The organism is Tepidiforma thermophila (assembly GCF_002563855.1).
Classification (GTDB): Bacteria; Chloroflexota; Dehalococcoidia; order Tepidiformales; family Tepidiformaceae; genus Tepidiforma; species Tepidiforma thermophila.
Genome location: NZ_PDJQ01000001.1, coordinates 494,703 through 512,232, shown reverse-complemented (window position 1 = coordinate 512,232; position 17,530 = coordinate 494,703). Strand labels below are relative to the sequence as shown.

General features: G+C 68.2%; 15 protein-coding genes. 9 read left to right on the top strand and 6 right to left on the bottom strand.

Annotation, left to right across the window (positions count from 1 at the left end):
• The first annotated feature begins 45 nt into the window (after positions 1 to 45).
• Both A9A59_RS02460 and A9A59_RS02455 read left to right on the top strand, forming a co-directional pair.
• Positions 46 to 1,659, top strand: a complete 1,614-nt coding sequence (locus A9A59_RS02460) for a 2-hydroxyglutaryl-CoA dehydratase (RefSeq protein ID WP_165772447.1) — start codon at positions 46 to 48, stop codon at positions 1,657 to 1,659.
• Positions 1,660 to 1,719: 60 nt separating this feature from the next.
• Positions 1,720 to 2,220 carry a hypothetical protein gene (locus A9A59_RS02455; RefSeq protein ID WP_098502766.1) on the top strand — a complete coding sequence of 167 codons (501 nt, stop codon included), beginning with the start codon at positions 1,720 to 1,722 and terminating at the stop codon, positions 2,218 to 2,220.
• Here A9A59_RS02455 and heR read toward each other — a convergent pair.
• Positions 2,217 to 2,981: a heliorhodopsin HeR gene (gene heR, locus A9A59_RS02450; protein WP_098502765.1), complete on the bottom strand. Its 765-nt coding sequence runs from the start codon at positions 2,979 to 2,981 to the stop codon at positions 2,217 to 2,219. The genes A9A59_RS02455 and heR overlap by 4 nt on opposite strands.
• A gap of 145 nt (positions 2,982 to 3,126) precedes the next feature.
• Between heR and A9A59_RS02445 the strand changes: the two genes are divergently transcribed.
• A complete protein-coding gene (locus tag A9A59_RS02445; protein WP_098502764.1) occupies positions 3,127 to 3,690 on the top strand; it encodes a YbhB/YbcL family Raf kinase inhibitor-like protein in 564 nt (187 codons plus the stop codon).
• 40 nt (positions 3,691 to 3,730) lie between these two features.
• Here the strand turns inward: A9A59_RS02445 and A9A59_RS13635 are convergent, their stop codons facing one another.
• A complete protein-coding gene (locus A9A59_RS13635) occupies positions 3,731 to 6,379 on the bottom strand; it encodes a DEAD/DEAH box helicase (protein ID WP_133117480.1) in 2,649 nt (882 codons plus the stop codon).
• A gap of 338 nt (positions 6,380 to 6,717) precedes the next feature.
• On the opposite strand from A9A59_RS13635, the gene A9A59_RS14295 reads away from it, so the two are divergent.
• On the top strand, positions 6,718 to 6,846 hold the full coding sequence (locus tag A9A59_RS14295) for a hypothetical protein (protein ID WP_278286760.1): 129 nt from the start codon (positions 6,718 to 6,720) through the stop codon (positions 6,844 to 6,846).
• 14 nt (positions 6,847 to 6,860) lie between these two features.
• Here the strand turns inward: A9A59_RS14295 and dnaN are convergent, their stop codons facing one another.
• Complete coding sequence (dnaN, locus tag A9A59_RS02430) at positions 6,861 to 8,009, bottom strand: DNA polymerase III subunit beta (protein ID WP_098502762.1); 1,149 nt, start codon at positions 8,007 to 8,009, stop codon at positions 6,861 to 6,863.
• A 198-nt stretch (positions 8,010 to 8,207) separates the two neighbouring features.
• On the opposite strand from dnaN, the gene A9A59_RS02425 reads away from it, so the two are divergent.
• Genes A9A59_RS02425 through A9A59_RS02415 form a run of 3 tightly spaced genes read left to right on the top strand, consistent with a single transcriptional unit; the run spans position 8,208 to position 11,937 of the window.
• A complete protein-coding gene (locus tag A9A59_RS02425; protein WP_098502761.1) occupies positions 8,208 to 9,302 on the top strand; it encodes an iron ABC transporter substrate-binding protein in 1,095 nt (364 codons plus the stop codon).
• Between the two features lie 15 nt (positions 9,303 to 9,317).
• Positions 9,318 to 10,913: an ABC transporter permease gene (locus A9A59_RS02420; RefSeq protein ID WP_098502760.1), complete on the top strand. Its 1,596-nt coding sequence runs from the start codon at positions 9,318 to 9,320 to the stop codon at positions 10,911 to 10,913.
• Complete coding sequence (locus A9A59_RS02415) at positions 10,813 to 11,937, top strand: ABC transporter ATP-binding protein (protein ID WP_098502759.1); 1,125 nt, start codon at positions 10,813 to 10,815, stop codon at positions 11,935 to 11,937. Before A9A59_RS02420 ends, A9A59_RS02415 begins: the two co-directional genes overlap by 101 nt.
• A 21-nt stretch (positions 11,938 to 11,958) precedes the next feature.
• Here the strand turns inward: A9A59_RS02415 and A9A59_RS02410 are convergent, their stop codons facing one another.
• Together A9A59_RS02410 and A9A59_RS02405 are read right to left on the bottom strand one after the other, a co-directional pair.
• Positions 11,959 to 12,810, bottom strand: coding sequence for a VOC family protein (locus A9A59_RS02410; protein ID WP_133117479.1), 852 nt, complete (start codon positions 12,808 to 12,810; stop codon positions 11,959 to 11,961).
• 80 nt (positions 12,811 to 12,890) lie between these two features.
• Positions 12,891 to 13,694, bottom strand: coding sequence for an enoyl-CoA hydratase/isomerase family protein (locus tag A9A59_RS02405; RefSeq protein WP_098502757.1), 804 nt, complete (start codon positions 13,692 to 13,694; stop codon positions 12,891 to 12,893).
• 68 nt (positions 13,695 to 13,762) lie between these two features.
• On the opposite strand from A9A59_RS02405, the gene A9A59_RS02400 reads away from it, so the two are divergent.
• Together A9A59_RS02400 and A9A59_RS02395 are read left to right on the top strand one after the other, a co-directional pair.
• Positions 13,763 to 14,188 (top strand): protein-tyrosine phosphatase family protein, encoded by a 426-nt coding sequence (locus A9A59_RS02400; RefSeq protein WP_098502756.1) that lies wholly within the window; start codon positions 13,763 to 13,765, stop codon positions 14,186 to 14,188.
• Between the two features lie 136 nt (positions 14,189 to 14,324).
• The gene (locus A9A59_RS02395) at positions 14,325 to 15,563 is read left to right on the top strand and encodes an ATP-binding protein (RefSeq protein ID WP_098502755.1); all 1,239 of its coding nucleotides are present in this window, start codon (positions 14,325 to 14,327) and stop codon (positions 15,561 to 15,563) included.
• Between the two features lie 8 nt (positions 15,564 to 15,571).
• Here the strand turns inward: A9A59_RS02395 and A9A59_RS02390 are convergent, their stop codons facing one another.
• Entirely contained in the window at positions 15,572 to 17,527 is a 1,956-nt protein-coding gene (locus A9A59_RS02390; protein WP_098502754.1) for an alpha/beta hydrolase, read from the bottom strand.
• Between the last annotated feature and the right edge of the window lie 3 nt (positions 17,528 to 17,530).

The window sequence follows — 17,530 nt, the reverse complement described above, 5'->3', positions numbered from 1 at the left end:
GGGCCGCCGGGCCCTTCACCCATCAGCCGTTGGGAGGTTGCAGAGATGCAGCAGCAGTTCATCAGCGAAGACGACATCCTCGAGAAGACGCGCGCCTACGAAGCCGAGCTCCGCGAGGCCCTCGGCGTACCGGCCAGGGAGGTTCGCCACTTCCGCCGCCCCGTTGAGCGGCCCTTCACCCGGGAGGAGCGCGACAGGGTGACCATCCTCTTCGGCGGCCTGACGCGGACGCACGATGACCTGATCGGCGCCGCCGCCGAGGGGCTCGGCTACCGCGTGCGCCCCCTGCCGGTGCCCGATAACGCCGCCATGGCCCTCGGCAAGGAGTACGGCAACCGCGGCCAGTGCAACCCGACCTACTACACGGTCGGAAACCTCGTGAAATACCTGCTCGAACTGCGCGCCGCCGGCGAAACCGATATCGAAGACCGGTACGTGTTCCTCACCGCCGGCGCCTGCGGCCCCTGCCGCTTCGGAATGTACGAATCGGAGTACCGCAAGGCGCTCACGGAGGCCGGCTTCCCCAACTTCCGGGTGCTCATCTTCCAGCAGACCGGCGGCCTCGAGGAGAACGGCCTCCTCGGTGCCGGGCCGAAACACGACGGCCTCGTCCTCGATACTTCCTTCTACCTCGCGATCCTCCGGGCCATCATCGCCTCCGACATCGTCAACACGATGGCGCACCGCATCCGCCCGTACGAAGTCGAGCCCGGCGCGACCGACGCCGTCCTCCACTGGGCGCGGGAACATCTCGGCGAAACGTTCCGCAACGGCCGCTCGCTCTGGCTGGCGCTGCGCCGCATCCGCTCCCGCTTCAACGAGATCGAGGTCGACTTCCTCCGCGTCCGCCCGAAGGTCAAGATCACCGGCGAGTTCTGGGCCCAGACCACGGAGGGCGACGGCAGCTACCACCTGCAGCGGTGGCTCGTGGCGGAAGGCGCGGAGGTGGTCGCCGAGCCGGTCGGAACCTGGATCGACTACATCCTCTGGAGCGCCTTCTCCCGCACGAAGGAGAGCATCGGCATCCGCCAGGGCGCCCGGCGCCGGCTCCTCGCCCTCTGGATCGCCCTCTGCGCCTACAAGAGCTTCTACAACTTCTATCGCTCGGCCCTCACCTTCCGGACCGACCCGCTCGTCTCCCAGAAGCAGCTCGCCGAGTACGCCGGCGACTACTACAACGTCCGCATCGGCGGCGGCGAAGGGCATATGGAAGTCGGCAAGCACTTCCACGCTGTGCTCCACCGCAAGGCGCACATGGTCACCTCGATCAAGCCGTTCGGCTGCATGCCCAGCACCCAGTCCGACGGCGTCCAGTCGAAGGTCGTCAGCGAACTGGCGGACAGCGTCTTCATCCCGATCGAGACCTCCGGCGACAGCGAGGTCAACGTGAAGAGCCGCGTGCAGATGAAGCTCTTCGAGGCGAAGCAGAAGGCGCGCGAGGAGCTCCAGCGGGCGCTCGACGAGTACGGCGTGACGCTCGAGGAGGTCCAGGCCTACGTGGAGCGCCACCCGAAGTTCCGCCGGCCGATGGTGAAGCTCCCGCACGACTACGTCGGCACGGCCCCGAACTTTGTGGCGGCGGTGGCGAAGGCGATGGGCCGCCGCCGGCGGAAGACGGAGGCGCTCCCCGCCGGCAGCGGTGCCGCTGCGGCATCGTAGGCCGGCCCCGGCGGCGCCAGCGCGACGCCACCTGTCGCCCCGGCGGCGTATCGTCGACGCATGCCGCGCCGCCGCACCGTCACCCTCGACCTCGACGTTATTGAGGAGGCCCGCGGCTGGTACGGCCTCGCCGGGGAGCCGATCCCCGAGCCGCCCCCGCCCACGTCCGAGTGGCTCGGGCGGCTCATCCACTGGAGCAAGGAGCTCCAGCCGTACCCCGGCTGGAAGACGGTGGAGTTCGATTTCCACCACATCTTCAGCCCGGTCGAATCCCGCTGGCTGCGCCGCGGGCTCCTGCCGCGGGAGATGGAGGACAAGTGGCTCGGCATCATGGCCGAGGGCGAACTCCTCATCGCGCGGAGCTGGACCCGGTACATCGTCACGCGCATCCCCTACCGGCTGACCGACGACGGCTGCGTGGAGGCCGTGGGGCTGGTCCACAGCACGCCGGAGCGCCGCGTGGACGTCGACGCCGTGGCCTACCACATCAGCAGCATCCTTGGCTGGTGGACCGCCGGCGCCTGGGAGCGCATCTCGGCGTACGGCGTTCGGAAGTATTAGTCGACCAGGGTTGAGGCGAAGACCTGCCAGGCCAGCGCCGACTTCGCCGCCAGGCTGAGGAAGATGTAGACCGCCTCGCCGAACAGGTAGCTCCGCCAGGGGCCGATGCGCCGGTACTGCAGCCACATGTTCAGCGCGAACACATTGAAGAAGATGAACAGCGAAATGAAGATGCCGTAGACGAACGCCGGCGGCTCGCCCGGCGACCCCGGCGTGAGAAGGTAGATGCCGATCGCCAGCCACGGCACCGCGCCGGCGATGCACCCGAGCCAGAACGGCAGGAGCCGGCCCTCGCCGGGGCGTTCGCTGTGCTCCTGCACGAGCCCGAAGAAGATCATCGCGGCGTTGACACCGAAGATGGCGACCAGCGCGGCGATATCGCCGATGCCGGTCAGCATCGCGATCAGCACCACCATCAGCGAGGCGCTGACCGAGTACTCAATCCAGCGCGCATCGTTCCGCTGGCGTTCGAGGTTCCGCCGGTACCAGTCGAAGACGCCCGGGAGCACGAGGAGCAGGTGGGCCGCCGCCGAGAGGAAGAGGAAGGCGGCGACAGCCGGCCCGATGCGCAGGTCGAACAGGTGCTCGAGGCGCGGCGGCTCCCGGCCCGGCGGCCCTTCCATGAAGGTGGCGTGGACGGGCAGCGCGAAATCGTTGCTGAGGGCGAGGACCGCCGCACCCTGCGCGAGGTGCACCAGCCCCATGACGAGGTTGTACCGGCGCAGCCGCCGGTAAACGGGCGAGGGCTCGTCTGGTGCCATGCGCTCCCTCCGGTCCGCCGCGGGAAGCCGGGGCGCCGTGCGCCCCCGCGCCGCGGGGCCGGGCGGAGTATAGCCCCCCGGGCCGGGGGATGCGTCAACACGCCGGCCCCTGCCGGTGTACCCTCCAGCCCGGGGTGATGACGCCATGGAACGCTTCCGCTCCTGGCTGACCTTCGGCGCCCTCGCCGCTGCCGCGCTCCTCGCCCCGGCCTGCGGCGGCCGCGAGCCGCTCGACCTGCCGGAGCCGCCCGGCCGCCTGGCGGTGACGAGCCCGGCCTTCACCGACGGCGCAGCCATCCCGCCTGGGTACACGTGCGACGGCCCCGACCGCTCGCCGCCGCTCCGCTGGGAGGGCGCGCCCGAGGGGACAGTTGCCTTCGCCATCGTCGTCGATGACCCCGACGCCGGCGGGTTCGTGCACTGGCTGGCCTGGAACCTGCCCGCGGAGGTGGACGCGCTCGATTCCGGCGCCTCACCGGGCGGGCCGATGCCGCCGGGGACGATCGAGGCGAAGAACGACTTTGGCCGCGCGGGCTACGGCGGGCCGTGTCCCCCGCGGGGGAAGGAGCACCGCTACCGCTTCCTCATCTATGCGCTCGATGCACCGCTCGCGGCAGGCCCGGGCGCCCCGCGGGACGACGTGGAGCGGGAGATCGCCCGGCACGCCATCGCCGCCGGCGAGCTGGCAGGGCGCTACCGGCGGCGGTGAAGGGGCCGCCCTGGGCAACCAGGCCACAGCCCCATCTTGGTCATGATTGAAAATAATCACTCGCCTCAACTATGGTGCCAAGATCGAGATCGTAAAATCCGATAGTTGACACCCCAGGGATCTCACTGACCAAGCCAATGCTAAGTATGTCTACATGATCTTTCGATGACTCATTCTTTCCGCGATACCGCAACTCTCCCGTTCCAGGATGGAAAAATACGCTCTCAACTAAAAATTCCTGACCGTTTACTACGTTGATTCCTTTGCTTCCAGGAACGATGACACGAACCGCATCGGAATTTTTCGAGGATTCCTTTGATTTCGATAACCATTCGATTGAATGAGAACGGACTTCATTCTGGAGGACCGAAAGCAATTTCACATGATCTTCACCAACAAGCTCACCTTCAATTGTTCCGCCAGAGTAATGTCGTTGTTTTGATATTTCTAAGGCGAACGAGACAGTATTTAAAAGGTTCTCTCCGTCAAATAAGGAACCAGAAAGCCGCAAGCTCCCGTATGTTCGATCAAATATTGCGAGAAATCGATCACCAGACCTGATTTCACCGAAATCGGCTTTGATGTCTCCCGAACCGAAACCAATGTCCTGTCTATCAAATGGCAGGCAAATCATAAACGCTTCAAATAGAATTTTACTCACTGTGTGCAGTGAATCTTTGTACGACAAAAATTCCGGATGAAACAATAGACATCCAGAAGTCGAAAAATAGCGAGAAAAGTTTGTCAAAGAATATCGATACCCCCGCTCTTCGTCTAGCGGGTAATTAACAGTGAAAGTATTGAGCCCTCTACGTTCTCGAAAACCGACAACTGATTCACGAGCTAGCAGCTCGGTCTCTAGGAGGTAGATTCGCCCCAGTCGTCCAATTCGCAAAATAGACTCCTGGTCAAGCCGAGGAAATAGACCAAATGGGAGAGCCATTGGCTGAGTGAAATAGTGTCGCTCTTTTCGCACTCGGATCAGTCGCTGCTGGGGAAGAACTTGGTATACTCGATAAGGGCTCGTAATGTAATAGTAGATTGCCCCTGGATAAGCTTCTCGCATTACCTGAGAAAAAGATAACCGCCCCAGGCTTCGAAGTTCTGATCCCATTCGATATTCGACTTGATACTGAGATTCGACGTCACGTAAGGGATACGCATGATGCGGATCGTCCCCTGCCTCGTGCTTAAGGGGCAGAAGTTCTTTCGGAACGTTTCCCGAACGTTCAGCGTTGCAGAGATCTATGAATCCATCTGGCCACTCGATGTGAGTGGTGAACTCTTCTGTTGACTGTGACTGGTGCAGCTGATCATGTTCGCCGCCTGGGCGCGCGACGCAAAGAGCGTGGATGTACTGGATCCTCTGATTATTGAGATACAATGCAGGCGATTCGAGCGGTCTTTCAAGTAGGCGCTGTGGTTCGGCAAAAACGTGATCGTCCAACGGTGAACCAGAATAGATGATGTAAACGCGACCAGGTTTATTCCTCCCGACGCGCCCAATCCTTTGCCATAGCGAAGTGGCGGTGGGAGGTACTCCGAAAAGAACAGCTGTTGTTAGTCCGGAAATGTCGAGGCCAAGTTCCAGGGCGCTTGTTGAAATTACTCCGCTGATCGTTCCCGAAGTAAGCGCATGCTGGATTGCGGACCTGTCGCGGTCTTCGTATCCAGCACGATATGGCAGAATCTTTGGAGAATACAATTCGGAAAAAGCGTCGTCGTGAACTTGGACTTCCATTTGTTGGTCGCTGCAATCTGCCTCGTCCTCTTGGAAGCGCAGGGCGATAGCCGCCAATTGTTCGGTCTGTTTCCTGCTATTTACGAACGCAATAAATGCTTCATCTCTTTGTTCAGCAGTGAGGGAGCGGAGGAAATTGCTTGTTTCCGTCAATGCGTCCCGTTCGCCGGGAGGTTTCAATAAATAGATATCGGTTGGATGGCGAGGAGAGCCGTCGTCCTCAGGTGCAATGATATGGCAGGGTATTCCCAGGAGGTGCTTTACTGTTGTTTCTGGGTCGTTGATGGTTGCAGAAGCGAGGAGGAAACGATTTGGAGAGCGCAGCTCCCGGAGAGCATGACGGAGGCGGCGAAATAAGAACGCGCAATTAGAGCCGAACACGCCCGTGTATGTGTGTAATTCGTCGAGAATAATGAGCCGGAGGTGACGGAGAAACCTAACTATGGCCTTGTCAGCTAGATGAGATAAAAGCCAGGCGTGGATGACATCGGGCGTTGCTAAGATGATGCGATGTGTTGCAATGAGCTTAGTGCGGGTTGCAACCGGAACGCTCCCGTCGATGCGTGCGACTGTGGCCTGAATGCCAAGGTGGTTGAGTACTTGTTTCCACCTGAGCTCTTGCTCGGCGGCGAGCGCCTTCAAGGGATAGACCGCAAGAATCCGGGAATCCGGTTCGGTCTGGAGGTGTTCGAGTGCTGCCACATGAAAGACCAATGTCTTCCCGGAGGCGGTTCCTGTTGCCAAGAGGACATTCTGCTGCTTTGCGACGTGGCGTATGGCCTCGGCCTGGTGGCTGTAAATTGATGAATAATGCTTCGTCAGCCACGAGAGGGTTGTTGGGCGCAATGGAAGGTTGCGGGGATCAGTGAACCTGCCTGGCCGGTCGGGTAGGGGAATGTGGGCGACAAAGTCCCAACCTTGGGACTCAAGCTTCTGGTGGAGGTTCATGGCAGGGTCGCGGTAGCTTTTGTGGCGCCGCGGATTATAAAGGGATTAGGGCGGGTTGTGAATTGGGCGCTTCCTAGGGTCGTGGCAGGTGCTTGCCGCTGGGCGGTATGCCGCGATCGGCGGGTGAAGGTTCTTGAGTAGGGGACCGGACGGTGCGCACGGTGCCAGTCGGTGCTGATAGGCGGTGGTTTGAGAATCAAGGACCGTAGGAAGGCGAGCTCGCCTACGGGTGGGGCGCAGCGGGTCCATCACCTTTCGTGGGCGCCGCATCCCACCCTGGCCTCTGCCGCCGTGTGCGGAGCGGCCCCCCGGCCTACCGTATCGGTCAGTCCGCCGCAATGCGCGGAGACATCCTCGAAGAGGCCGGCCTGGCCGAACCGGCGACGCTCTTCGCCATCCGCCGCAATGCCGCGCGGATGGAGGAGCTGGACGACCTCGGCGGGACTCCCGAAGAGGTCGCCCCCTAACCCCCCCCCCGCCCTCACCACTGCACGAACATCGGCATCACCACGTGGACGTAGCCCGGCTCCGGGGTGCCGTTCTCGTCCACGGGCCGGAAGACGCCCTGGGCCGAGGGACTCGTCATCTCCAGCGCCACCCGCCCGCTCCCCATCGCGTTCAGCACGTCCTGCAGGTAGCGGCTGTTGAAGGCGATCTTCGAAGCATCGCCCTCCACCACCGCGTCGAGCTTGCCTTCGTTGCCGCCCACTTCATCGGCCCGCGCGCTGATGCTCAGCTGGCCCGGCATGCCGCCCTCGCCCGGCGTCATGATCAGCCGGATGATCCCGCTCCCGTCGCGGGCGAAGATCGCCGCAATCCGGGCCTCCCGCTTGAACTCGTCCACATCGACGATGACGCGCGTGTTGAACTGCGCGGGGATGAGCTGGTTGTAGTTCGGGAACGTCCCCTGGATGAGCTGCGAGACCATCTGGACGTCGTCCCACTCGAACAGCACCTGCGAGCGCTGCGGGTTGATCCGCATCTCCACGGGCAGGGTCGAATCGCCGATGAGCCGGGAGAGCTCGCGCAGCGCCCGCGCTGGGACGATCACCTCGATCGCCTCGGGGGGCGATTCCTCAAGCTGGATATCGGCCACGGCCAGGCGGAAGCCGTCGGCGGCTGCCAGCGTCAGCCGCGGGCCGTCGCTCTTCATGTGAACACCGGTGAGCACCGGCCGCGAATCATCAGTGGCGGCGGCGAACTCCACCCGCTCGATCGCCCGGCGGAGCGCCTTCGGGTCGAACCGCACGGCCACCCCGTCGCGGATCTCCGGCACGCGCGGGAAGTCGGCCGGGTCCATGGCATTGATGGTCGAATCGTTGCGGGCGCACTCGATGCGCAGCTGGCGGCCGCTGGCCGGGGCCTCGAGCGACACGGTGGCGGCGGGCAGGTTCGCCACGAAATCGCTGATCAGGCGGGCCGGGACGGTCGTCGCGCCGGGCTCGTCCACCTTCGCCCCCACCCAGGCGACGATGGAGATGTCGAGGTCCGTCGCAGCAAGCCGGAGCTTCCCATCCTCGGTCTGGAGGAGCACGTTCGAAATGATCGGGATGGTGGCCCGGGTGGCCACGGCCCTGCCGACAATCGCGAGGCCGCGCTGGAGGTTTTCCTGGAGGACCTGGACTTTCATGTGTTCACCCGCCTGATCCGTTTCGCGGATCCGCCGTGATTATAGGTTCGCCGGCCCGCGGTGGCGAGTGCGTAGGCGCCTGCGCAATTGGGCGCTGTGCCCCCGAATCGTGGGATGCAGGACCGGTTTGACACATGAGTTAGCCACACCTAATCTCACGAGTGTGACAACTCTGTTAGTGAGGCATCGCACTGCCCCATGAAGCACCTGCGTCTGATCTTCCTCCTGGCGCTCGCCATCGTCCCGCTCGTCGCTGCAGCCTGCGGCGGCGACGACGATGACGAGGAGCCGACCCCTGCGGCCACCGCGCCCGGGGGCGCCGCCACGGCCGCCCAGTCGCCGTCGCCCACGCCGAAGCCCTCCGGCGCGATCACCGTCTACTCGGGCCGCGGCGAATCGCTCGTGAAGCCGCTCTTTGAGCAGTTCACGAAGGAAACCGGCATCCAGGTCAACGTGAAGTACGGCGATTCCGCCCAGCTCGCCACCCTCCTCGCGGAAGAGGGCTCGGCCTCGCCGGCCGATATCTTCTTCCCGCAGGACGCCGGGGCGCTCGGCGCGATTGCCAAGGCCGGCCTCTTCGAGAAGCTCCCCGAGGCCACCCTCGCGAAGGTCCCCGAGATCTACCGCGCGAAGGACGGCAGCTGGGTGGGCGTCTCCGGCCGGGCACGCGTCATCGTCTACAACCCCTCCGCCGTGCCGGCCTCCGAGCTGCCGTCCTCGGTAAAGCAGCTCACCGACCCGAAGTGGAAGGGGCAGGTCGGCTGGGCGCCGACAAACGGCTCCTTCCAGGCGTTCGTCACGGCCCTGCGCAAGCTGGAAGGCGAAGCCGCCGCCGAAAAGTGGCTGAAGGACATGATCGCCAACGACGTGAAGGTCTATAAGGACAACAGGGCGATCGTCTCGGCCGTCGCCGCCGGCGAAGTGAAGCTCGGCCTCGTGAACCACTACTACCTCTGGGGCTTCATCAGGGACCAGGGCGAAGGCTTTGCCGCGCGCAACCACTACACTGCCCCCGGCGACCCGGGCACCCTCGTCAACGTGGCCGGCGTCGGCCTGCTGAAGACGTCGAAGAACAGGCCGGCCGCCCAGGCGTTCATCGACTACCTCCTCTCCGAGGCCGGCCAGAAGTACTTCGTGGAGCAGACCTACGAGTATCCGCTGGTGACCGGCATGAAGGCCGACCCGCGCCTGCCCGCGCTCGAGTCGCTCAAGCCGCCGGCGATCGACCTCTCCGACCTCGATGACCTGCAGGGGACGCTGGCCCTCCTCCGCAAGGTCGGCGCCCTGCAGTAGCCGGAGCCCCACCGGGTGGCCGCCCTCCCGTTCCGCCGCCCGGCGTCGCGAGCCCCGCTGGCCCTCTGGCCGCCGGGGCTCGCCGTCGTTGCCGCCACGCTGGTGCCGGCCTGGTACCTGCTCCGGCGGAGCACGGAGCGCGGCTGGGCCCCCTGGGAGGAGGTGCTGCGCGAGGCCGCCTGGCCGCTGCTCGCCCGCTCGCTCCAGCTCGCGCTGGTGGTGGCCGTGGCCTGCGTCCTGGTGGCCCTGCCCGCCGCCTGGCTCACCACCCGCACCGACCTCCCCTTCCGCCGGGCCTGGTCGGTGCTGATGGCCGCCCCGCTGGCCATCCCTTCCTACGTCATGGGGATGACGGTCGTCGAATTCCTCGGGCCGAAGGGGATGCTGCAGGGGTGGCTCGAACCGCTCGGGGTGGAGCGGCTGCCCGAGATTTACGGGCTCTGGGGCGCCGCCTTCACCCTCACGGCCGTCAGCTTCCCCTACGTCTACCTCGTCCTCCGGGGCGCGCTCGGCACAGCCAGCGTCGCCGAGGAGGAGGCGTCGCGCTCGCTCGGCGTGCCGCCCTGGCCCACCTTCTTCCGCATCGTCCTGCCCGGGCTTGCTCCGGCGATTGCGGCCGGCCTGCTCCTCGTCGTGCTCTATGTGCTGAGCGACTTCGGCGGCGTCTCCACGCTCAACTACAACACCTTCACGCGCGACATCTTCCTGGAGTACCAGTCCAGCTTCGACCGCACCCGGGCGGCGGTCCTTGCCTGCGTCCTCGTCGGCGTTGCGGCCGTCATCCTCGCGGCAGAGATGGCCGTGCGGCGGCGCGCCGGCGGGCGGGCATCGCGGCGGACGGCGCCGCCCCGGCCGGTGCCGCTCGGGCGGTGGCGCTGGCCCGCCATCGGCTTCCTCGCGCTCGTCGTCCTGGCCTCGCTCGCCCTTCCGCTCGGGGTGCTCGGCTACTGGCTCGTCCGCGGCCTGCAGGTCGGCGCGAACTTCCCCGACATCGGCGAGGCGGCCCGCCACTCGCTGGCGATGGGGCTGGCTGCCGCCGTGCTGACGGTCGCCCTCGCCCTGCCGCTCGCGATCCTCGCGGCGCGCTACGGCGGCGCCGGCGCCTCCCTGCTCGAACAGGTCGCCTACCTCACCCACGCCCTCCCCGGCCTGGTGGTGGCGCTCTCGCTCGTCTTCTTCGGCATCCGCTACGCCCAGGCCTTCTACCAGACGACCTGGATGCTGCTCTTCGCCTACCTGGTGCTGTTCGTGCCGAACGCGCTCTCGGCGCTGCGGGCGAACCTCCTCCGCCTGCCGCCGCGCCTGGAGGAGGCCGGGACCTCGCTCGGGCGGCGGCCGCTGGTCGTGCTCGCCACCGTCACGATCCCGCTCGCCCGCCCGGGGATGGGCGCGGCTGCCGCGCTCGTCTTCCTCACGGTCCTGAAGGAGCTGCCGGCCACGCTGCTCCTTTCGCCGCCGGGGTTCGAGACGCTCCCGGGGCTCACCTGGGGCCGAACCTCCGATGCCCTGTATGCTGGTGCTGCGCTGCCCGCGCTCGTGCTCGTCGGGCTCGCGCTCATCCCCCTCGTGGTCCTGGCCTGGAGAGGCGACCCTGCGACCCTCGAATCCTGAACCCGCGCCCGCTGCCGAGGCCCTCGCGCTTTCCGGCGTCGATGTCTGCTACGGACGGTTCCGCGCCGTCCGCGGGGCCAGCCTCGCCCTCGCGCCGGGCGAGCTCGTCGCCCTCCTCGGGCGGAGCGGCAGCGGCAAGACGACGCTCCTCCGGGCTATCGCCGGCTTCGAACGGGTGGCTGCCGGCGAAATCCGCCTCGCGGGGCAGGTCATCGAAAGCCCCGCGCACCACGTCCCGGCCCACCGGCGCTCCGTCGGCCTCGTCTTCCAGGAGTACGCCCTCTTCCCGAACCTGACCGTCGCGGGGAACATCGGCTACGGCCTGAAGCGCGAGGAGCGCGGCCGGGTCGAGGAGCTCCTCCGCATGGCCCACCTCGAGGGGCTCGGCGGCCGCTACCCGCACCAGCTCTCGGGCGGCCAGCAGCAGCGGGTCGCCCTCCTCCGCTCGCTCGCGCCGCGCCCCCGCGTCCTCCTCCTCGATGAGCCCTTCTCGAACCTCGATGCCGGCCTGCGCGTGCAGGTCCGCGACGAAGTCGCCGCCATCCTCCGCGCCGAGGGGATGACGGCCCTGCTCGTTACCCACGACCGGGCCGATGCGATGGCGATCGCCGACCGGATCGCGGTCATGGACGCCGGCACCATCATCGAGGTGGCGACGCCCCGCGCCCTCTACTTCGAGCCCGCGGCCAGGACGGCCGCCGGCTACGGCGGCGATGCCCAGTTCCTGCCGGGCGAGGGCCACGGCCCGTTCGCCGCGTGCGCCCTCGGCGAGGTCCGGCTGGCGCGGCCGTTCCGCGGCCCCTGCGACCTCCTCATCCGGCCCGAGTGGCTGCGCATCCGCGAAGGGGGCGCCCCGGCGCGCGTCGCCGCCGCGCGTTTCGAGGGGGCGGTGACCCGGCTCGACCTGGAGGTCGGGGGCATCCGGCTGGCGATGACGGCCCCCTCCAGCGAGCTGGCCGCCCCGGGCGAGACGATCGCCGTCGCCCCCGCGGTGCCGCCGGTGCCCTTCCCGCGCGAGGGCTAGCGGTTCACCGGGCGCTCCTGCCTACTCCTCGAAGAGCTGGATGAGCACCCCGCCCGAATCGCGCGGGTGGATGAAGGTGTGGCGCTTCCAGTCGTTCTCGATGATGCCGCCCCAGGGCTCGATCCCCTCGGCCCGCAGCGCCTCCACCGCCCGGTCGACTGAGGCGACCTCGCAGGTGATGTGATGCATGCCCGGCCGCCGGCTTTCGATGAACTTCTGCACGAAGCTGTCGGGCCGGGTGGGCGCGATGATTTCGAACTTGAGCAGGCTGCCCGGGATCGTCAGCTCGGCGCCGCGGTAGCCCAGGTGCCCGTCCTCCCAGCGGGAGATCACCTCCATGCCGAAGACCCGCTCCTGCCAGGCGACCTGCCGGTCGAGGTCGGGCACGGCCATGGAGACGTGGTCCATCCGCTGGAGGTCGACGGTGCCGCCGCCGGCGTTCCGGTCGACCTCCGGCGCCGGCCGGTGGGCGACGAACAGCTGCCAGAGGATGCCGCCGCTGTCGCGCGGGTGGATGTAGGTCACGTACCACGAGCCGTCGTCCTGGACCCCGCCGAAGGGGGTGATCCCGAGCCGCTCCAGCTCGGCCGCGGCGGCGTGGATGTCCTCCACCTCCATCGTGATGTGGTGGAGGCCCGGGCCGTTCTGGTCGAGGAACTTCTGGACGAAGGAGTCGGGCGTGGCGGGGGCGATGACCTCGAATTCGATGCCGGTGCCCCGCACCTGGGAGACGCACCCTTCGAAATCCTGGCCGGGGCCGGCCTCCCAGTCGTGGAGGTACTTGAAGCCGAGCAGCCGCTCCAGCTTCGCAGCCTGGGCGCGGTAGTCGGCGGCGGCCATGGAGATATGGTCGAGGCGTTTGATCGGCAGCACACGCAGCTCCGGGAAGGAGGGGGATCGGTGGCGCCATCCTACCGGCTCGCCTGCGGCTGCGACAGCGCCCCCGGCGCCGGCTATCCCCAGCGCGGCGGCCGCTTCTCCTGGATGGCCCGGGCGCCCTCGGCCGGCGCCGCCGAGAAGAAGCCGAGTATTTCGAGCGCGAGCGAGTAGTCGAAGGCCGTAATCCCGCCTAGCCGGAGCCACTGGTTGAGCGCCTTCTTCGTGAAGCGGAGCGCGTGCTGCGGCCCATCGGCGAGCTGGCGGGCGATCCGCATCGCCTCGGGCATCAGCTCGGCCCGGGGGACGCAGCGGCTCACCAGCCCGATCCGCTCCGCCTCCCGCCCGTCGATGAAGTCGCAGGTGAGGAGGTAGTACTTCGCCTTCGCCATGCCGCAGAGGAGGGGCCAGATGATCGCCGCGTGGTCGCCGGCGGCCACGCCGAGGCGGGCGTGTCCGTCGGTGAGGCGGGCCTCCTCGGCGATGATCGAGATATCGGCCATGAGCGCCACGGCCAGCCCGGCGCCGACGGCCACGCCGTTGATCGCCGAGATGATCACCTTCTCGCAGTTCACCATCTCGTAGACGATCGCCTCGGCCTCCTTCATCACCCGGACGACGGCTTCGAACCGCTCCTCGGCGGGGAGGGCGGCCCGGGCTTCGATGTCGCCGAGGTCGCCCCCGGCGGAGAAGGCGCGGTCGCCGGCGCCGGTGACGACGATGACGCGGACGGCCGGGTCGGCGTCGAGGTCGCGCCAGATGCGGGTCAGCTCGCCGTGGAGGACGTCGTTCGTGGCGTTGTAGACCTCCGGCCGGTCCAGGGTGACCAGCGCGATGCCGTCGGTGATGTCGACCTGGAGGTGGGTGTAGCTGGCGGCCATGGGGTGCTCCTCGCAGCGGACGTTCGGACCCGGACCGTGTCCGGGCTGCGGGGTAGACTACTGGAAAGATGCCGAACTGGGTGATCGAAGGGCTGCTTGCGACGAGCCCGCGGCCGGGCTATGCCCCCGGGCCGGAGCTGACCGTCCACGACGAGGCGGTCGACCGCTGGATAGCGGAGGCGCGGCGGTTCGGGATCCGGTCGATTATGTGCCTCATCGGGAACGACCAGCTCTGGCTCTACCGGAAGGCTGCGCCGGAGGGGCTGCTGGAGCGCTACCGGCGGAGCGGCTTCGAGGTGTTCCACCTGCCGACGCTGGACCAGCTCACCCATCCGTACACCCCGGAGCAGTACGAAGCGGCCTGGCGGGCGTTCCTTGAGCTGCCGAAGCCGGTGCTGGTGCACTGCAGCGCGGGGATGGACCGGACGGGACGGGTGGTGCGCTACCTGCTGGAGCGGATGGCGGAGGACGGCGGGCTTGCAGCTGCCCGCTGAGTGACGGAATTTCCGCCACGCTGTGGTGAATTTTCGCGAATTCTCTGACCGCGGTTCGCCCCCTGCGGCCCCGCTGCGGGCGCGGCGCGGCCGTCCTGTGCGCGAAAATCGGTCACGCCGTGGTAAGATTTCCGCCATGTACCGGCGGAACATCGAGCCCCTCCTGCGCGAAGCCCTCAGCGATACGCGCGTCGTCTACCTCGCCGGCCCCCGCCAGTGCGGCAAATCCACCCTCGCCCGGGCCTTCGCCGAGGCGACCGGCCGCCGCTACCTCTCCCTCGATGACCCGCTCACCCTCGACCTCGCCCGCGCCGACCCGGCCGGTTTCGTCCGCCAGGCCGACCTCCAGCCGCTCGTCATCGACGAGGCCCAGCGCCTGCCCGAGCTCCTCCTCGCCATCAAGCAGGCGGTCGATGCCGACAACCGCCCCGGCCGCTTCCTCCTCACCGGCTCGGCCAACTTCCTCGCCCTCCCGAAGGTCGCCGATTCCCTCGCCGGCCGCGTCGAAATCCTCGAACTCCAGACGCTCAGCCAGGGCGAGCTCGAAGGCACCCGCGAACGGTTCATCGATGCCCTCTTCGCCGGCGAGCTCCCCGGCGCCCTCCCGCCCTCCGCCCTCTCCCGCGAGGAGTACCTCCGCCGCGCCGAGGTCGGCGGCTACCCGGAGGTCGTCGGCCGGCCCTCGCCCGCGCGCCGCCGCCGCTGGTTCGCCTCCTACCTCGATACCATCATCCGCCGCGACCTGCGCGACCTCAGCGCGATCGAGCACGTCCACGCGCTCCCGGCGCTCCTCCGCCTGCTCGCCGGCAGGGTCGGCAGCGTCGCCAACGCGGCCGGCCTCGCCCAGGACCTCCAGCTCCCTGTCTCGACCGTCTCCCGCTACCTCCGCCACCTCGAGACGCTCTACCTGCTCGCGCCGCTCCCGGCCTGGTCCACGAACTTCTCGGCGCGGCTCACGAAGAGCCCGAAGTTCTACCTCGCCGATTCCGGCCTGACCGCCGCCCTCGCCGAGGCGGCCGCCGCCCGCGTCCCGCTCGTGCCCGAGGCCGCCGGCCAGCTGCTCGAAGCGTTCGTCGTCGGCGAGGTGCGGAAGCAGGCGGCCTGGAGCGCCACCGGCCCCTCCGTTGCCTACCTGCGCACCTACGGCGGCCTCGAAATCGACCTCGTCCTCGAAGCGCCGGACGGCCGGGTCGCCGCCCTCGAAGTGAAGGCTGCCGCCCGGCCGTCGCGCCGCGACTTCCGCGCCCTCGCCGCCCTCCGCGACGAGCTCGGCCCCCGGTTCGCGGCCGGCGCCGTCCTCTCGCCCGCGCCCGAGCCGCTGCCCGCCGGCGACCGGCTCTGCGCGCTGCCGATCGACGCCCTCTGGCGCGCCTGAGCCGCCCCTCAGCGGAGGTGGGCGTCGAAGAAGTCGGCCATGATCCGGGTCAGCTCCGCCCCCGAGGGGCTCGGCTGCCCGCCCTCCGGCACGAACCCGTGCCCGGCGTTTGCCACCCGCACAAGCGTCGCCTCGACTCCCGCCGCCTGGAGCGCGGCTGCGAACTCCTCGCTCTGCTGAATCGGCACCAGGGGGTCCTCCTCGCCGTGGACCAGGAGAAACGGCGGGTCGCCCGCCGAGACATGGGTGATGGGGCTCGCCGCCCGGACCACGGGGTCGGAGCGGCTGGAGGCGCCGAACACCGTCTGCAGGATAGCCGCGCTCGCGCCCGGGAACTCGTCCGAGAGGTCGGCCGGGCCGTAGAGGTCCACGACTGCGGCCACGCCCGCATCGCCGCCGATGGTGACGAACCCCTGCCCGCCGGTCGTGCCGTGGAGCGCCACCAGGTGGCCGCCCGCACTCCCGCCGATCAGCCCGACCCGGGCCGGGTCGATGCCGTACTCGGCCGCGTGCGCCTTCAGGTACGCCACCGCGTTCGCCACGTCGACCGACTGGGCAGGGAAGGGGTACTGCGGCGCGAGCCGGTAGTCAATCGCGGCGATCGTGTACCCCCGCCGGAGCAGCTCCGCGAAGAGGTCGGTCAGCTGGCCGGGCCGCCGTGTCCCCGAGGTCCAGCCGCCGCCGTGCACGTAGACGATGAGCGCGCCGTTCTGGCGCTCGGGCAGGTAGAGGTCGAACGGCTGCGTGCCGCCCTCGGTGGGGTAGGCGAGGTTGGGCCGCACCGTGCCGGGCAGCTGCTGGCCGGGCGCCTGGCCGCCCGGGGCGGGGCGGGTCGGCTGCCCTGCCGGGGCGGCTGCTGTCGGAGCAGCGGCCGTCGCGGCGGTGGCGGTCGCGGCCGGGGCGGTGGTGCGGGCGTCCTGGCCCGGGTGGGCCTCCTCCCACACTTCGTAGGCCGCGGCCATCTCGCTGTAGGTCGCCCACTGCACCTTCCCTTCGGCGACGAGCGGGTCGACCACCTCCGCCAGGAACCGGTCGATCAGCGCGAACGGTTCGCTCGTGCCGGGCGCCCCGCGGAACTCGCCGGGGTGGATAGTGAAGTGGAAGACGTTCACGGTCCCCGGCACGGCGCTCTCCACCGAAGCCCGGAGCCGCTCAGCGAGGTAGGCGAAGTACTCCTCGTCGCTGCTCGTCCGCCGGCCGGAGGCGTAATCGGTGCGGTCGTAGCTGCCCTCGGGGAGGAAGACGACCGGCCCGTCGGGGTCGTGCGCCAGGAAGGCCGAGAAATCGCTGCCATCGGTGCCGCCCGCCGGCCGCCAGGGGACCGTGCCGGCGATCTCCGCCGGGGTCGTCTGCGTCCGCGGGTTTTTCCAGTCGCTGTTCACCGAGAGGCCGGCGCAGGCGGCGGCCTCGAACACCCCGGGAAAGAGATTGCCGCCGCTCCAGTATTCCACCCGCTCGACGCCGGCCTGCCGGATGTAGCCGATCTCCTCCGCCATCACGGCGCACCAGGTCTCGACCGGCACGCTGGAGGAATCCTTGCCGAGATGCGCGTCCTCGTGGAAGTGGAGGCCCACTTCGTGGCCGCGCTCCTCGAGGTCGGCGAGCACGGTCGACCCGGTTGCGATCGCCGTCGTCGTGAACGGCGATTGCGTTTGGACGGTCAACGTGCCGCCGTGGTGCTCCACGATCGCCGCGACGGCCTCGATGTCCGCGGCCGCGCGGGCGAAGGCGTCCGGCCGGTTGTAGTCGATGGCGGCGCCGGTGCCGGATGGGCCGCCGGTGGAGAAGCCCTGGGCCGTGGTGCCCATCGGCTCGATGTGGATGCCGATGCCGAAGAGGAGCGGCCCGGGGGCGGCAGCGGGCCCGGCGCCGCTGCCCCCGGGCACGGCATCGGTGCAGGCGGCGGCTGCCGCGAGGCCTGCGGCGAGGCACAGGCCGAGCAGTGTGCGCCGTGTGAAGTTCATGCG

Excerpts from the sequence above, each read along its gene's own strand:
- heR (WP_098502765.1), bottom strand. The coding sequence starts at position 2,981 with ATGGCACCAGACGAGCCCTCGCCCGTTTACCGGCGGCTGCGCCGGTAC.
- A9A59_RS02455 (WP_098502766.1), top strand. The coding sequence starts at position 1,720 with ATGCCGCGCCGCCGCACCGTCACCCTCGACCTCGACGTTATTGAGGAG.
- A9A59_RS02445 (WP_098502764.1), top strand. The coding sequence starts at position 3,127 with ATGGAACGCTTCCGCTCCTGGCTGACCTTCGGCGCCCTCGCCGCTGCC.
- A9A59_RS02425 (WP_098502761.1), top strand. The coding sequence starts at position 8,208 with ATGAAGCACCTGCGTCTGATCTTCCTCCTGGCGCTCGCCATCGTCCCG.
- A9A59_RS02405 (WP_098502757.1), bottom strand. The coding sequence starts at position 13,694 with ATGGCCGCCAGCTACACCCACCTCCAGGTCGACATCACCGACGGCATC.
- A9A59_RS02400 (WP_098502756.1), top strand. The coding sequence starts at position 13,763 with ATGCCGAACTGGGTGATCGAAGGGCTGCTTGCGACGAGCCCGCGGCCG.
- A9A59_RS02460 (WP_165772447.1), top strand. The coding sequence starts at position 46 with ATGCAGCAGCAGTTCATCAGCGAAGACGACATCCTCGAGAAGACGCGC.
- A9A59_RS02395 (WP_098502755.1), top strand. The coding sequence starts at position 14,325 with ATGTACCGGCGGAACATCGAGCCCCTCCTGCGCGAAGCCCTCAGCGAT.
- A9A59_RS02415 (WP_098502759.1), top strand. The coding sequence starts at position 10,813 with ATGCTGGTGCTGCGCTGCCCGCGCTCGTGCTCGTCGGGCTCGCGCTCA.
- dnaN (WP_098502762.1), bottom strand. The coding sequence starts at position 8,009 with ATGAAAGTCCAGGTCCTCCAGGAAAACCTCCAGCGCGGCCTCGCGATT.
- A9A59_RS14295 (WP_278286760.1), top strand. The coding sequence starts at position 6,718 with ATGCGCGGAGACATCCTCGAAGAGGCCGGCCTGGCCGAACCGGCGACG.
- A9A59_RS02390 (WP_098502754.1), bottom strand. The coding sequence starts at position 17,527 with ATGAACTTCACACGGCGCACACTGCTCGGCCTGTGCCTCGCCGCAGGC.
- A9A59_RS13635 (WP_133117480.1), bottom strand. The coding sequence starts at position 6,379 with ATGAACCTCCACCAGAAGCTTGAGTCCCAAGGTTGGGACTTTGTCGCC.